At 42.6% G+C, this 15,466-nt stretch carries 11 protein-coding genes; 10 read left to right on the forward strand and 1 reads right to left on the reverse strand.

Annotated features, from left to right (window positions below):
- Positions 1–13: 13 nt before the first annotated feature.
- The 7 genes from FGG15_RS01770 to FGG15_RS01800 all read left to right on the forward strand — a co-directional run bounded on the left by FGG15_RS01770 (position 14) and on the right by FGG15_RS01800 (position 10,811).
- Positions 14–1,066 (forward strand): o-succinylbenzoate synthase, encoded by a 1,053-nt coding sequence (locus FGG15_RS01770; RefSeq protein WP_138832592.1) that lies wholly within the window; start codon positions 14–16, stop codon positions 1,064–1,066.
- Complete coding sequence (locus FGG15_RS01775; RefSeq protein WP_138832594.1) at positions 1,057–1,995, forward strand: CPBP family intramembrane glutamic endopeptidase; 939 nt, start codon at positions 1,057–1,059, stop codon at positions 1,993–1,995. The genes FGG15_RS01770 and FGG15_RS01775 overlap by 10 nt, the downstream gene beginning before the upstream one ends.
- Complete coding sequence (locus FGG15_RS01780; RefSeq protein WP_313790977.1) at positions 1,970–3,109, forward strand: AMP-binding protein; 1,140 nt, start codon at positions 1,970–1,972, stop codon at positions 3,107–3,109. The genes FGG15_RS01775 and FGG15_RS01780 overlap by 26 nt, the downstream gene beginning before the upstream one ends.
- Before the next feature lie 112 nt (positions 3,110–3,221).
- The gene (locus FGG15_RS01785) at positions 3,222–5,318 is read left to right on the forward strand and encodes a VWA domain-containing protein (protein WP_138832596.1); all 2,097 of its coding nucleotides are present in this window, start codon (positions 3,222–3,224) and stop codon (positions 5,316–5,318) included.
- A gap of 67 nt (positions 5,319–5,385) precedes the next feature.
- Positions 5,386–6,741: a M24 family metallopeptidase gene (locus tag FGG15_RS01790; protein ID WP_138832598.1), complete on the forward strand. Its 1,356-nt coding sequence runs from the start codon at positions 5,386–5,388 to the stop codon at positions 6,739–6,741.
- Between the two features lie 109 nt (positions 6,742–6,850).
- Positions 6,851–8,629 carry a carboxypeptidase-like regulatory domain-containing protein gene (locus tag FGG15_RS01795; protein ID WP_161991894.1) on the forward strand — a complete coding sequence of 593 codons (1,779 nt, stop codon included), beginning with the start codon at positions 6,851–6,853 and terminating at the stop codon, positions 8,627–8,629.
- Between the two features lie 16 nt (positions 8,630–8,645).
- Positions 8,646–10,811 carry a YfaP family protein gene (locus FGG15_RS01800; RefSeq protein ID WP_161991895.1) on the forward strand — a complete coding sequence of 722 codons (2,166 nt, stop codon included), beginning with the start codon at positions 8,646–8,648 and terminating at the stop codon, positions 10,809–10,811.
- Here the strand turns inward: FGG15_RS01800 and FGG15_RS01805 are convergent, their stop codons facing one another.
- Complete coding sequence (locus FGG15_RS01805) at positions 10,812–12,440, reverse strand: acyl-CoA carboxylase subunit beta (RefSeq protein ID WP_138832604.1); 1,629 nt, start codon at positions 12,438–12,440, stop codon at positions 10,812–10,814.
- Between the two features lie 64 nt (positions 12,441–12,504).
- Between FGG15_RS01805 and FGG15_RS01810 the strand changes: the two genes are divergently transcribed.
- From FGG15_RS01810 to ettA, 3 genes are all read left to right on the forward strand, one after another.
- A complete protein-coding gene (locus FGG15_RS01810; RefSeq protein WP_138832606.1) occupies positions 12,505–13,488 on the forward strand; it encodes a Gfo/Idh/MocA family protein in 984 nt (327 codons plus the stop codon).
- Between the two features lie 72 nt (positions 13,489–13,560).
- The gene (locus tag FGG15_RS20150; RefSeq protein WP_202619517.1) at positions 13,561–13,737 is read left to right on the forward strand and encodes a CAL67264 family membrane protein; all 177 of its coding nucleotides are present in this window, start codon (positions 13,561–13,563) and stop codon (positions 13,735–13,737) included.
- 33 nt (positions 13,738–13,770) lie between these two features.
- A complete protein-coding gene (gene ettA, locus FGG15_RS01815) occupies positions 13,771–15,462 on the forward strand; it encodes an energy-dependent translational throttle protein EttA (RefSeq protein WP_138832608.1) in 1,692 nt (563 codons plus the stop codon).
- Positions 15,463–15,466 lie beyond the last annotated feature (4 nt).

The following is a 15,466-nucleotide window of genomic DNA, read 5'->3' on the forward strand; positions in this document are numbered from 1 at the left end:
TTGAAGCCAACGGATGAAAGCAAGCTATTCCAAGTACATTCTACAGTTTAAAACGGCCAGCGGGACATCACGTGGGGTGATGACCGAAAAGGAAACTTGGTTTCTTTGCCTACAGGAAGGTGCTAAAAAAGGAATTGGGGAATGCGGAATCTTTAGAGGGCTAAGCGTGGATGATGTACCGCATTTCGAGCAAAAATTGGCTTGGGTCTGCGATAATATTCATCTGGGCAAAAACACGCTATTGGCAGAACTATTGGAATTTCCGTCCATCCAATTTGGTTTGGAACAAGCCTATTTGTCATTGAAATCGAGTCAGCCATTGGAACTCTTCACCTCGGATTTTGTTCAGAAAGAATCCCCTATTTCCATCAATGGTTTAATTTGGATGGGCGATGAGAATTTTATGCTTTCCCAAATGGAGGAGAAATTGAGAGCTGGCTTTCATTGCATCAAAATGAAGATTGGAGCGATAGATTTCAATAAGGAATTGACGCTATTAAAATCCATCCGAAAAATTTTTGGACCTCAGGAGATTGAACTTCGTGTAGATGCCAATGGCGCATTTGAGGCGGCTGAATCGTTAGAAAAACTCAAGCGTTTGTCAGAATATCACTTGCATTCCATTGAACAGCCGATTAAGCCCAAACAATGGGAGGAGATGGCGAAACTTTGTGAAGCAACACCTATACCCATTGCCCTAGATGAGGAACTGATAGGAGTTTTTGATGTAACGGAAAAGGCAAAAATGCTACAAACAATTCAACCACAATTTATAATTCTTAAACCCAGTTTAATAGGCGGTTTTGGAGGTGGACAGGAATGGATTAAAATGGCGGATAAACATGACATAGGATGGTGGATCACCAGCGCATTGGAAAGCAACATTGGACTTAACGCTATAGCGCAGTGGACCTATACGTTGGGAGCCAAAATGCCCCAAGGTTTGGGGACAGGTGGCTTGTTCACCAACAATGTGGAAAGTCCACTGGAAGTTTCCGATGGAAAATTGGTTTACCGGTCGGACAAAAAATGGAATATGAACTTAATTGACAATTTATGTACATAGCACAGGGATATAAAGGAGATATAGGACTTTGGAAGTACTTGTTTTTACCCTTAGGATTTATTGGATTAATGGCAGTTAACTATGTAATGACCATTAATTCTCCCATCAGTGTGGAGGATGCTATGCAGCAAATGATCAACGAATGGGGTTCCAATTTGGTATTGATTTTAGCCTTGGTTCCATTGGCTGTGGGCTTTTTTGTTGTACTCGGATGGACCATATTGATACACCAACAGTCCATTACCTCCTTGACCACTTCTCGAAAAAAAATAGATTGGAAACGTATCTTTTTTGCCTTTGGATTATGGGGGAGTGTGACGATATTAATTACGGCCATTGATATTTATTTTTCTCCAGATCATTATGTCTTGAATTTTGACATAGCTAAATTCCTCTCCTTGGCAGCAATTGCCATTGTATTGATTCCGTTGCAGACCAGTTTTGAGGAGTATTTGTTTAGAGGGCATATGATGCAGGGTTTAGGGATTGCCACAGGAAGACGGTGGATTCCGTTGGTGGTTACCTCGGCGTTGTTTGGAGTGATGCACATGGCCAATCCCGAGGTGGAGAAATTGGGAATGGGGATTATGGTGTATTACATTGGAACGGGACTTTTCCTTGGTATTTTAACCCTGATGGATGAAGGCTTGGAATTGGCCTTGGGGTTCCATGCCGCAAACAATTTGATTACCGCGCTTTTGGTAACCGCAGATTGGACGGCGTTCCAAACCAATTCCATATACAAGGATATTTCGGACCCGGTTATGGGATATGATGTGTTGGTTCCCATTTTTGTGGTCTTTCCGCTATTGTTGTGGTTCTTTGGCAAGAAGTACAAATGGACCAACTGGAAGGACAAATTGTTTGGTCGTGTGTTGACCAAGGAAGAATTAGTAGCTTCGAATGATGCGGAATCTCTCATGGCATAAAATACATCCTAGTTTTAAGCTTAATGGCATTCATTATCCTTTTGATGAACTGCTGGAGGTAGGCTATAGTTTAATCAAGGAAGGCATCCCATTTGAGAAATCCATAGGGGATTTTTTGGTGGAGTGGGGGATGGATACACCTGTGGTGATGGTCCAAACCTCTGGTTCCACTGGTACACCCAAGGACATTAGTTTGACAAAGGAGCATATGGTCAACTCGGCCCTGTCCACTGGTTCGTATTTTAACCTTCAGCCTGGAGATACCGCTCTCTTATGTTTACCCTGCTCAAGTATTGCCGGGAAAATGATGTTGATTAGAGCCTTAGTTTTGGGACTGGAATTGGATTATGTGGAACCCTCATCCACTCCTTTATCCGGAATCGGAAAGAACTATGATTTTTCGGCCATGGTGCCATTACAAGTGGAAAAGTCGTTGACCCAATTTGACCAAATCAAGACCTTGATTATTGGAGGCGCTTCTGTTTCATTGGAACTAAGGGAAAAGCTTAAAACGATCCCCGCCCAATGCTACGAGACGTATGGTATGACGGAAACCATAACCCATGTTGCTGTAAAGGCAATTCAAAATTCAAAATTGAAAATTGAAAATTCCGAGAATCCAAAAGTCGAACAATCCAACGGTCGAACAATCCAACAATCCAACTTCTCAGCCCTCCCAAACATCACTTTCTCCCAAGACAACCGTGGCTGCCTGGTTATTGACGCCCCCAAAATCTCCGATAAGCCAGTAGTCACAAATGACATCGTGGCACTCCACAGTGAAACGGAATTCCAGTGGTTGGGTAGATTTGATTCTGTTATTAATTCCGGGGGAGTAAAGCTTATCCCTGAGCAAATAGAACAGAAAATAGCTCCTTTAGTAGCCGCCCGCTTTTTTGTAGTCGGAATCCCCGATGAAACACTGGGTCAAAAGCTTGTTTTGGTAATCGAAGGGGAAGAAACGGACAGCTCCGAATTGCTTCAACAAATAAAATCGCTAAAGGATTTGGAAAAGTATGAAGTACCTAAAGACATCCTCTATTCATCTACATTTTTTGAAACGACGAGCGGAAAAGTAGACAGACTCAAGACACAAGGTCGTATTTTAGGCTAGTCTAACCCAAACTAACCCTTCACTTTTAATTTTAACCTACTGACTCATTCCCGATTTCCTTCTATAGTAATTGACCATAGGTTTGATACAAATCCTAAAAACTGTGTCAATTATGAAAAATCAAATTACATTTCTACTCATGGCGTTACTTTGCAGTTTTGGAGTAAGTGCCAAAACAATTACAGGTGTTGTCACCGATGCCCAAAATTTACCGTTACCAGGTGTCATAGTAACCCTTGAGGGAACTTCCATAGGAACCCAAACCGATTTTGATGGAAATTATTCTATTGAAGCCCAACAAGGTCAGACCTTAGTCTTCAGCTATATCGGTTTTGTAACCAAAAAAGTAAACATTGGTGCAAGCAATCAGATTCATGTAAGTCTTGAGGAAGATGTAAGCAGATTGGAAGAAGTAATTGTTGTAGGGTATGGCTCACAAACTGTTCCTTACCGTCCGCCTTCCCCAGCCCAAATAAAAAGACAAAAAAGAAAGGATTACCATAGCTCCATATCTCAAACACTTAGCGGAAAAGTCACTGGAGTAAACATCTCAAGATCTTCGGGAAATGCTGGTAATAGTCCTCGGATAGTGATAAGGGGAATGAGTTCCATAAAAAGGGCCAAAGACCCACTTTATATTGTGGATGGAGTGCCTATCAGAAAGGAGAATATCCCTGTAGTGTCCCAAATGGATTCAAAGGATATTGACAAGGTGAATGTGTACAATGGTGCCAAAGCAAAAAAACTCTTTGGTTCCTCGGCCAAAAATGGTTGTGTGGTGATCACCACCAAAAAAGGAAACTACCAAATTGAAAATGATGAAAAATATGCCCAAATTCATGAGAACCAATTCGAAAGGGTGTCCCTAAACCCTTTATCAACATTTTCCATCGACGTGGATAAGGCTTCCTATAGCAATGTGAGGCGGATGATCAACAATGGTCAGCAAATTCCGGTGGATGCCGTAAAAGTAGAGGAAATGGTGAATTACTTCAACTACAGCTATCCCCAACCTAAAGAACATCCTTTTTCCATTACAACGGAGGTGGCCAGCACCCCTTGGAACAAGGACACCAAGCTGGTTCGTATTGGGCTTCAAGGTAAATCGTATACGGATGAAGAACTACCCCCTTCCAATCTAACTTTCCTGATTGATGTTTCCGGGTCTATGTCGAGCCAGAACAAATTACCCCTTCTTAAGTCTGCTTTCAAGTTGTTGGTAAACCAGCTAAGGGAAAAAGATAAGGTGTCCATTGTGGTATATGCTGGGGCAGCAGGTGAGGTTCTGCCTCCAACGAGAGGAAACCAAAAAGAAAAAATTAGGAATGCTATTGAGAATTTGGAGGCAGGAGGATCCACAGCCGGAGGTGCAGGAATAAAACTGGCCTATAAATTGGCACAGAAAAACTTCATCAAGAATGGGAACAACCGGGTCATCTTGGCTACGGACGGAGATTTCAACGTAGGGCCTTCAAGCGATAAGGACATGGTCAAACTCATCGAAGAAAAAAGAAAAACGGGAGTGTTTTTATCCGTATTGGGTTTTGGAATGGGTAATTACAAAGATTCCAAAATGGAAAAACTGGCCGACAAAGGCAATGGCAACCATGCCTATATAGATACCATGCAAGAGGCCCAAAAAGTCTTTGGTAAAGAGTTTGGCGGAACTTTGTACACCATTGCAAAGGATGTAAAGATTCAGGTTGAATTTAATCCCGGGATTGTGAAGGCCTATCGACTCATTGGATACGAAAACAGATTGTTGGCGGATGAGGATTTCATTGATGATACCAAAGATGCTGGAGAACTGGGAAGTGGGCATACGGTAACCGCTTTGTATGAAGTAATACCCAAAGACCCCAAAAGTGATTATCTAAAACCAGTGCATGACTTGAAGTATACTCAAAAATCGGAGGCAACTGCTTCCAATGAACTGATAACGGTTAAATTCAGGTATAAAAAACCTGATGGTGATGTGAGTACGGAAATTACGCAAGTGTTGGAAAACAAGAACTCCGAAGTTTCTCCAGACTTCAATTTTACCGCTTCCGTAGCCCTTTTTGGAATGTATTTACGCAAATCCCAATTTACAAATGGTGCTTCCTTGGAAGATGTAGTGAGCTTGGCCAGAAGGGGAATGGTCAACGACTCGGAAGGATATCGCGCTGAATTTATCCGATTGGTTAAATCGTATTCCGACAGTATGTAAGCAAAGTGCCTTCGGGCACTTTTTTTATGTTTTTGAAATGGTGTATTTTAAGGGAAATATTTCCAACATGCAAAAACTTGTCTGCCTCTTCTACCTTTTACCCCTTTTTTTGCCCTTCACGCTAAGTTCCCAGCAAATCCTTCCCGAACAGGAAAGAGCAAGGGTAGTGGACGAAATTCTGGAAGAGCGTTTCAATACCTTGCTTCCCACCTTAATGGATCAAACAGGGCTGGATATGTGGATTCTGATTTCCCGGGAGTATAATGAAGACCCTGTGCTTAAAACCATGTTGCCCGCCACTTGGCTCAATGCTAGAAGGAGAACCATCTTGCTATTTTATAGAGACAAAGCAACTGACACCATAGAAAAACTTGCAGTGGCACGATACAATGTGGGCAAGAGTATTCAATCCGCTTGGGACAAGGAAAAGGAACCCAACCAGTGGAAGCGTTTGATTCAACTGATTGAGGAGCGCAACCCGAATAGTATTGGGCTAAATTTTTCAAAGGACCACAATATAGCCGATGGCTTGGACAAGACCGACTATGATGAATTCATGGCAAACCTCCCCAAAAAGTTTCATTCTCGGGTTACATCGGCAGAACAGTTGGCGGTTAGATGGATTGAAACACGGACCCCATGGGAAATGGTCATCTATGATCAATTGGTGGATATCACTCATGATATTATTGCAGAGGCATTTTCAGAAAAAGTGATTACCCTTGGAATAACAACTACAACCGAGGTAGAGTGGTGGATGCGCCAAAAAGTAACCGATTTGGGGCTAGAAACTTGGTTCCATCCCACAGTTGACGTACAGCGAACCAGCGAAGAATTGGTAAGTCATCTGTATTCCTTTTCTGGACGACCCGATGATTTGGTCATCCAGCCTGGGGATTTATTGCATTGTGATTTTGGGATTACCTATTTGCGGCTGAATACCGATTGCCAGGAACTGGCCTATGTGCTCAAACCCAACGAGACCTCAGCTCCTTCTTTCTTGGTGAATGCACTTTATGATGGAAACCGTGTACAAGATTTTCTCACAGAAAACATGATCAAGGGTAGGACGGGCAATGAAATCTTGGCCAAAGCTTTAAGCGATGCCAAAGCTACTGGATTGCGTCCTGCTATTTATACCCATCCTCTTGGGTCTTATGGACATTCTGCGGGAACCACCATTGGAATGTGGGATGCCCAAGGTGGGGTCATGAAGGATGACGGGGAAAATTATCCCCTTAATCCAAACACGGTTTACGCCATTGAGTTAAATACTACTGTAAACATCCCAGAATGGAAAAGGGATATTCGGGTGATGCTGGAGGAAGCTGGATTTTATGGAGAGGATGGATTCAGGTATGTAAATGGTAGGCAAACAGAGTTGCTGCTGATTCCCCGTGTGAAGGAACATCAAGGAAATTAAGCTGCGAATTGGCCGTTGGTGCAGGTCATTTGGTCATGCAACTGGCATTGAAGCAATAAAATTGCTAATTTGTATAGCGTCAATCATAAAGAACTACAAAATGGTAAAAATGAAAATAGTTGTACTCGCAATTAGCCTGGTGTTCGCACAAGTATCTTTGGGTCAAGTAAAAAATGTTCAGGGCACCGTAACCAATGGCAAAGAACCTCTTGAAAATGTCAACGTCAATATTAAGGATACCGATATCGGTTTAAAAACCGATGGGCAGGGGAAATATCAGATTGAAGTACAAGAAGGAGAAACCCTAACCTTTAGTTTTATGGGAATGAAAACGGTTGAAATTGTGGTGGAGGATGTAACCGAATTCTTGAACGTTTCCCTTAAAAGCTGGGTTGAAGAGCTGGATGAAGTAGTGGTTTCAAAACGTAGGAAAAAATCACAGCAAGAACTATTCAAGGAATACAATACCAATAAAGACTTAATAAAGACCTCTTTTGGTATATTGGATAAAGAGAGTTTGGGTCATTCCTTAAAAATTGTTGATGGGGACGACCTTAGTCCTGCAGGTCAGGATTTTGTGGATGCCCTGGAATCTTGGATACCTGCTTCAGTGGTTTTTAGGCCGAGTGCGTTCCGCATTGCAGCTCAAGGGTCTTTGACTCAACTTAGAAAGCAAGGAAGGCCTACGGACCTTACAGCTCCAGTTTTGTACTTACCGCGGGCGCTGAGGCACCCCAAGCCCCTTCCAGCCCTATACGAAATTGACGGAGTTGTGACTACCGTTCCACCTACTTTTTTACATACTTCGGAAATAGAACGAATCGCCGTATTGGAATCCTTGACCGGTCTTGCAAAATATGGTACACTGGGAGCAGGAGGTGTAGTCATAATCAATACCAAAACGGGTAACTTCAGCCCCAAAACAACTCCAGAGAGAGAGCCTCTGAACCCAGCTTTGCTTCGGGACAATTATTTTGAGGACAAGGATGTGGTGCTGGAATCCAGCCTGGAAACTCCAATTTATTTAGAGAAGATTGCTGAGGCCAACAATCAAAAACAGGCAAGGGACATCTATGAAAATATGGAAAAAATGTATGCCAACTCCCCCTATTTCTACCTGGATTGTTTTACCCTTTTTTCCGAGCAAAGGGGGGATGATAAATTTGCGCTTCGAATGGTAAAGACGTTGGAAAATCGATTTGGTACCGACCCCACGGTGCTAAAGGCCCTGGCCTATAAGCTGGAAGCTCAGGGAATGCATCAAAAAGCCCATGAAATCTACATAAAGGTTTTTAAACTTCGACCGGGTTACGTGCAGTCTTATAAAAATTTGGCCTATAGCTTTAAGAGCATTGGCGAAGTGGAAAAATCCGCGGCCTTATACGCTAGATATAATTACTTGATTGGAGCGGATATTTTGGGCGAATCTGAGGAATTTGAATCGGTCATGGATAAGGATTTCAGTAATCTGCTGGTCCTCAACGGGGCAAAATTATCCAAGTTGGCCGGGAAGGGCATTGGTGACTCTGGCGATTTTGATGGCACCCGATTGGTTTTTGAATGGAATGATGGGGAAGCGGAATTCGAAATTCAGTTTGTAGATCCCAATGGGCAGTACTTTACCTGGGCCCACTCCCTGGACGCAGATCCAAACCGAATTACCAAGGAGAAACAAGTAGGCTTTTCCAGTGAGGAATACCTTATTTACAAACCTCTTAACGGGACTTGGAAAGTGAATATCAAATATTTGGGCAACAAACAACTTACTCCGGCCTATTTGAAAACCACGGTGTATCATAATTTCAACACGGAAAACCAAAGCAAGGAAATCAAAGTTTTTAAGTTACGCGCAAGGGATGTTAATCAGCAATTATTTGCGCTTAATTAAAATTCCCGTATCCATTATGAAGACTAAACTGATTTGGACCTTCTTACTTTGTTTAGTAATTACAATGGGTCTAATGGCCCAAGAACAGAAAAAGGTGACCATATGCTGGGATGTGTCCCATTCCATGCATGACAGGGATTTGGAAAAGGAGTTTTATTTTTTGGATGCTTATTTCAAAACCGTTCAGAATGCAGCTGTTACCTTGTTGCCGTTTAGCAATGAAATTGTTTCCAAAGATCAATTTACAGTCAAAAATGCAGACTGGTCGGCGGTGAAAAGTAAACTCCAAACGTTTCAGTATGATGGAGCGACTTCGTATACCTCCTTGGGAGATTATGCGGGAAGTGGAGCAGTCTTGTTATTTACAGATGGAAAGCAGAATCTTGATTCCTCTTCACCCAGTTTTGAAGGTGAACTTTATATCATCAATAGCAAAAAAGATTTTGATAGGGCCAGCCTTAATCTGCTATCCATTGTGAATAATGGAAACTTGATAAATCTAACCGAAAAAAAGACCAATACGAATTCAGATGCGCATGAGGTAACTTATTCTGGAACTATTTATGGTGGAGCCGCAGGTTTGGCTGCAGTGGATGTGTTTGTTAAGGAAGATCCCGATAATAAGGTGAGCACGGATAACCAAGGTTCATTCCAAATAGATGCACCACAAGGAAGTACACTGGTCATAGCCTATGGGAACCGAATCACAGAGCATGTTTTGGATGAGGTCAAAAACTTGGATTTTTCCATTAGCGATGGGGAAATTCAACTTCAGGAGGTAGTGGTGACAGAAGTTGGAGAAGAACAACCGGAAGAAATTACTACCGCTTATGGCAAAGAAAACAAGGATAAAATTGGTTATGCAGTGCAGTCCATAGGGGAAGACCAAATTCCAGATGCTGCCACTACTGCCAATACTGCCGTGCAAGGTAAGTTTTCAGGGGTTAGTCTGGGGCAGAATGATGATTTGAGCCAAACTAAAATGAGACCCAGCAATTCCATCTTGGGAAATAATTACAGCCTGATAGTTGTTGATGGGGTACCCATGGAACGCTCCAATTCTTTTACTGGAGAAATCGCTGGCACTGGTTTTATTGATCCTCGAAATATTGCAGAGGTTACTGTTTTGAAGGGATTGGCAGCCACCAATCGATATGGCAGTATGGGAGCCAATGGGGTACTTATGATCACCACAAAAACGGCAATAGTGGATGGCCCAAGAGGACAGAAAAAAGATTTGGCCCGATTGACCAACAACGTATACGACAGTAAGTTAAAGGTGAACAAAAAGAGCTTGGTAACGCCTTATCTTAAGGAATTGAAAAATGGAAAAAGTGTACAGGAAGCGTATGATTTATATTTAAATCAAAGAGCAAAATATTGGGATACCCCTGAATATCTTGTGGACGTTGCTTCGTTTTTTTATAGTTCCGATAAGGGCTTGGGCAACCGCATTTTATCAAACACTTTAGAAAAACCGACACCCGGGTATGAGGAGTTACGGGGAACCTATTTAAAGTCCATGGAAGTTGGGAATCCTGAATTGGCCCTAGTGGCAGCCAACAAGATGATTACGGATTTCCCAAATAAGATTCAACCCTATCTAGATGTGGCCAAAGCCCAAGAGAAGATTGGGAACCATCAATTGGCCTCCAACCTTTACCATGCCATTCTGGATGGAAGTGCCAATCCTAAAGTAAACTTTTTGGGATTGGAAAAACTAGTAGGAACGGATTTGAGGAACTTGGTCAATCAGGAACGGAAACACTTGGACATATCCAAGGTGTCCTCGGCATATCAAAACAATCTTACCTACAATGCCCGACTGGTATTGGAATGGAACAATACTGATGCTGAATTTGTGGTGCAATTTGTAAACCCGCAAAAACGCTTTTTTAACTGGGAACATACCGTGGCCTCTGATAGAAAACGGATCATGGATGAGATTCAACATGGTTTTGGCAGCGAACAATTTGAAATTGTGGGCCCTGAAACCGTGGGAGATTGGATTTTGAATGTCACCTATCTGGGTAATAGAACTTCCGGAAACAAGATACCTACCTTTTTAAAGTGTACCGTGCAATATAATTTTGGCAAAGCCAATCAATACAGTGAGGAATTCCTTGTACGACTTCAGGATAATGGGGATGAGCAGCAATTGGCCAAATTCGCTGTGCAATAATTAGACCTGCAAAACCCCCATATTAAATTTTTTATCCGAAGGGCTGTGATTGGAAGCCTCAATTCCCATTGAAATCCATTTTCTGGTCTCCAAAGGATTAATAATGGCATCGGTCCATAACCTGGCCGCGGCATAGTAGGGTGATATTTGGTGGTCATAGCGTTTTTTAATGTTGTCGAACAATGCTTTTTCCTTTTTGGCATCCAAGGTTTCCCCATTTTTCTCCAATGAAGCCTTTTCTATCTGTAAAAGCACTTTGGCAGCGGAATTCCCGCTCATCACCGCTAGTTCTGCACTGGGCCATGCCAAAATCAGTCTTGGGTCATAAGCCTTCCCACACATAGCATAATTCCCGGCTCCGTAGCTATTGCCAATGACCACCGTAAATTTGGGAACGACAGAATTGCTAACTGCATTCACCATTTTTGCACCATCCTTGATGATGCCGCCATGTTCACTTTTACTCCCCACCATAAATCCCGTGACATCTTGTAAAAAGACCAATGGGATTTTCTTTTGATTGCAATTGGCAATGAATCGGGTAGCCTTATCAGCCGAATCGGAATAGATAACCCCACCAAATTGCATTTCACCTTTTTTGGTTTTGACCACTTTCCGTTGGTTGGCCACAATTCCGACAGCCCAGCCATCTATCCGGGCATAACCGGTAAGCAAGGTTTTACCATAGCCTTCCTTGTATTGCTCAAATTCAGAATTGTCCACCAAGCGCTTGATGATTTCAAGCATATCATATTGGTCACTTCGGGATTTGGGAAGGATGCCATAAATGTCCTCCTCCTTTTCTGTAGGATTTTGAGCCTCAACCCGATTATAGCCTGCTTTTTCAAACGTGCCAATCTTGCCTACTATATTCCTGATTTTGTTCAAGGCATCCTTGTCATCCTTGGCTTTGTAATCCGTCACACCACTAATTTCTGAATGGGTAGTGGCACCACCTAAGGTCTCATTGTCTATACTTTCGCCAATAGCAGCCTTTACTAAATAACTTCCAGCAAGGAAAATACTTCCGGTTTTGTCTACGATCATGGCTTCATCGCTCATAATAGGCAGGTATGCCCCACCAGCCACGCAACTTCCCATAACAGCAGAGATTTGGGTAATTCCCATACTGCTCATGACCGCATTATTTCTAAAAATCCGTCCAAAATGCTCCTTATCTGGGAATATTTCATCTTGCATGGGCAAATACACCCCAGCACTATCCACCAAGTAAATGATAGGTAATTTGTTTTCGATGGAAATCTCTTGGGCCCTGAGATTTTTCTTTCCTGTTATGGGGAACCAAGCTCCTGCTTTTACCGTTGCATCGTTGGCCACCACCACGCATTGTTTTCCTTGGATATACCCAATTTTGACCACCACACCGGCACTGGGGCATCCACCATGCTCCTCGTACATACCCTCTCCGGCAAACGCTCCTATTTCAATCCGTTCGGAATTAGCATCCAACAGATAGTCAATACGTTCACGGGCCGTCATTTTTCCTTTGGCATGGTGTTTTTCAATTCTTTTCTTGCCACCACCGAGCTTTATTTGCGCCAATTTGTTACGGAGTTCGGAAAGTTTAAGCTTATTGTGATCTTCGTTTTTATTGAAGTTTATATCCATAATTTCAATATGATTTCATCGTCCCGCTAAAGATAAGGAGTTATAATCATTACTTTTGGTCTCTATGAATTCAAAGATCAAGTGGGGCATTATTGGCCCCGGGAACATTGCTAGAAAATTCGCTTCGGATTTACTTTTGGTTGAAGATGCTGAGATATGCGCAGTAGCTTCGAGAAGCCATGAAAAGGCAGAGAAATTTGCAAATGAATTTAATACGGAACACGTATTTGGCAGTTACGAAGCACTTTTTTCCTCCAAAACTGTGGACATTGTTTATATAGCCACGCCCCATAATTTCCACAAAGATTTGTCCATTCAAGCTATGCGTCATGACTTGGCTGTGCTTTGCGAAAAGCCTGCTGGAATCAATCAAGGAGAGGTTCAGGAAATGATAGAAGTGGCACAGGAGAACCGGGTATTTTTCATGGAAGGATTGTGGTCACGTTTTAACCCTTCCATCCAAAAGGTAAAACAACTCGTTGATGAAGGTAGGATTGGGGAACTAGGCTATCTGCATGCAGATTTTGCGTTTTACGGTTTGGATCGTGATGCTGATTCTCGGGTATTGAACCCAAACTTGGCATCCGGTTCCTTATTGGATATTGGAATTTATCCCATTTTTTTAGCTTATCTCTTGATGGGCAAACCGGATGAGATTTTGGCTACCTCCAACTTTCATCAAAATGGAACCGAAGTACAGACTTCGATGATTTTTCAATATCCTCAGAGTCAAGCTGTGTTGTACAGTGGAATTAGCAGCAATTCCAAAATGGAGGCGGAGATATCTGGAAGTAATGGTACCTTGTTTCTTCAACCGAGGTGGCATAAGGCTTCGACCTACATTATTGAGAAAAATGGAGCCCAGGAGACCGTAGATCTTCCTATTAAGGGCATTGGATTTGTTTATGAAATTGAGCACGTACATGATTGTCTGCGCAAACAGTTATCGGAGAGTCCTTTATGGTCGCACCAACATAGTTTGGACTTGGTGGAGCTTATGGATACCATCAGACAAAAAGCGGGGATTAAATTTCCTTTTGAAGCTTAAACTTGCAACTGTCATTTTGGGTTCTTACATTTTTTACGATATTTGATTTTCTACTGAACTAACAATATGGGAATGAACAAAAATACGGTGCTGGCCTGGGCAACTTGGATTATGATTTTGGTAGGTTTGGGTATGATTGCACTTGGGGCTTTTAAATATGATGAGGTAGCAGGTTACGGATTTGCTTCCGTTGGCATTGGATTCTTTGCCATTGCATGGGTCTTTAACGCGCTCAAGGGCCGAGTTTAGTTTCCTTTTTTACGTAATTCTAATAACAACCTAATGTCAGACGATAAGAAGGTTATTTTTTCAATGTCCGGGGTAACCAAGACCTTTAAAACGGCCAACACCCCAGTTTTAAAGAATATATATCTCAGTTTTTTTTACGGCGCCAAGATTGGAATCCTGGGACTTAACGGTTCGGGAAAATCCACTTTGCTGAAAATCATAGCTGGAGTGGACAAGAACTATCAAGGCGATGTGGTTTTCTCTCCGGGTTATACGGTAGGATACTTGGAACAAGAACCACAACTGGATGAGGAAAAGACCGTTCTTGATGTAGTAAAAGAGGGCGTGGCCGAGACGGTTGCCATATTGGACGAGTACAACCAGATCAACGATATGTTTGCGTTGCCAGAAGTCTACGAAGATGCGGAAAAGATGCAAAAGTTGATGGACAAGCAGGCCGCGCTGCAAGATAAAATTGATGCTTCCAATGCTTGGGAATTGGACACCAAATTGGAAATAGCCATGGACGCGTTGCGTACTCCGGATTCAGACAAAAAGATTGGGGTACTCTCTGGTGGGGAGCGCAGAAGAGTGGCCCTTTGCAGACTATTGCTGCAAGAACCGGACGTATTGTTATTGGATGAGCCCACCAACCACTTGGATGCGGAATCCGTACATTGGTTGGAACACCATCTGGCACAATACAAGGGAACCGTTATAGCGGTGACCCACGACCGTTATTTCTTGGATAATGTCGCCGGCTGGATTTTGGAATTGGACAGGGGAGAAGGTATCCCGTGGAAAGGTAACTATTCAGGGTGGTTGGATCAAAAGGCCAAGCGTTTGGCCCAAGAGAGTAAACAAGCATCAAAACGACAAAAAACCTTGGAACGTGAGCTTGATTGGGTGCGCCAAGGGGCCAAGGGAAGACAAACCAAACAAAAAGCCCGTTTAAAAAACTATGACAAACTTTTAAGCCAAGATCAAAAGCAACTCGAGGAGAAGTTAGAAATCTATATTCCCAATGGACCTAGGTTGGGAACGAATGTAATTGAGGCCAAAGGAGTAAGTAAGGCCTATGAGGACAAACTGCTATATGAAGATTTGAATTTCAATTTGCCCCAGGCTGGAATTGTGGGTATTATTGGTCCCAATGGTGCGGGTAAGACTACCATTTTTAGGATGATTATGGGGGAGGAAAATCCAGATAAGGGCGAATTTACCGTAGGTGACACCGCTAAACTAGCTTATGTGGACCAAAGTCATTCCAATATTGACCCTAACAAAACCATTTGGGAAAATTTCAGTGATGGGCAAGAATTGGTGATGATGGGAGGGAAGCAAGTCAATTCCAGGGCCTATTTAAGCCGATTTAATTTTTCAGGGAGCGAGCAGAACAAAAAAGTCAACATGCTTTCTGGCGGGGAACGGAACCGACTCCATTTGGCGATGACCCTTAAGGAAGAGGGAAATGTGTTGTTACTGGATGAGCCTACCAACGATTTGGACGTAAACACACTAAGGGCTTTGGAAGAAGGGTTGGAAAATTTTGCGGGCTGTGCGGTGATTATTTCCCACGATAGATGGTTCTTGGATAGGATTTGCACGCATATCCTTGCTTTTGAAGGAGATTCGCAGGTGTATTTCTTTGAAGGATCTTTTTCAGATTATGAAGAGAATAAAAAGAAACGCTTGGGCGCGGATATCATGCCCAAGCGTATCAAATACAAAAAGTTGATTCGTTAGAATC

It is taken from the genome of Flagellimonas algicola, assembly GCF_005937185.1.
GTDB classification, from domain to species: domain Bacteria; phylum Bacteroidota; class Bacteroidia; order Flavobacteriales; family Flavobacteriaceae; genus Flagellimonas; species Flagellimonas algicola.

Bases quoted from the DNA above. Each gene is read 5' to 3' on its own strand.
- FGG15_RS01770 (WP_138832592.1), top strand. From the start codon at position 14: ATGAAAGCAAGCTATTCCAAGTACATTCTACAGTTTAAAACGGCCAGC.
- FGG15_RS01775 (WP_138832594.1), top strand. From the start codon at position 1,057: ATGTACATAGCACAGGGATATAAAGGAGATATAGGACTTTGGAAGTAC.
- FGG15_RS01780 (WP_313790977.1), top strand. From the start codon at position 1,970: ATGATGCGGAATCTCTCATGGCATAAAATACATCCTAGTTTTAAGCTT.
- FGG15_RS01785 (WP_138832596.1), top strand. From the start codon at position 3,222: ATGAAAAATCAAATTACATTTCTACTCATGGCGTTACTTTGCAGTTTT.
- FGG15_RS01790 (WP_138832598.1), top strand. From the start codon at position 5,386: ATGCAAAAACTTGTCTGCCTCTTCTACCTTTTACCCCTTTTTTTGCCC.
- FGG15_RS01795 (WP_161991894.1), top strand. From the start codon at position 6,851: ATGAAAATAGTTGTACTCGCAATTAGCCTGGTGTTCGCACAAGTATCT.
- FGG15_RS01800 (WP_161991895.1), top strand. From the start codon at position 8,646: ATGAAGACTAAACTGATTTGGACCTTCTTACTTTGTTTAGTAATTACA.
- FGG15_RS01805 (WP_138832604.1), bottom strand. From the start codon at position 12,440: ATGGATATAAACTTCAATAAAAACGAAGATCACAATAAGCTTAAACTT.
- FGG15_RS01810 (WP_138832606.1), top strand. From the start codon at position 12,505: ATGAATTCAAAGATCAAGTGGGGCATTATTGGCCCCGGGAACATTGCT.
- FGG15_RS20150 (WP_202619517.1), top strand. From the start codon at position 13,561: ATGAACAAAAATACGGTGCTGGCCTGGGCAACTTGGATTATGATTTTG.
- ettA (WP_138832608.1), top strand. From the start codon at position 13,771: ATGTCAGACGATAAGAAGGTTATTTTTTCAATGTCCGGGGTAACCAAG.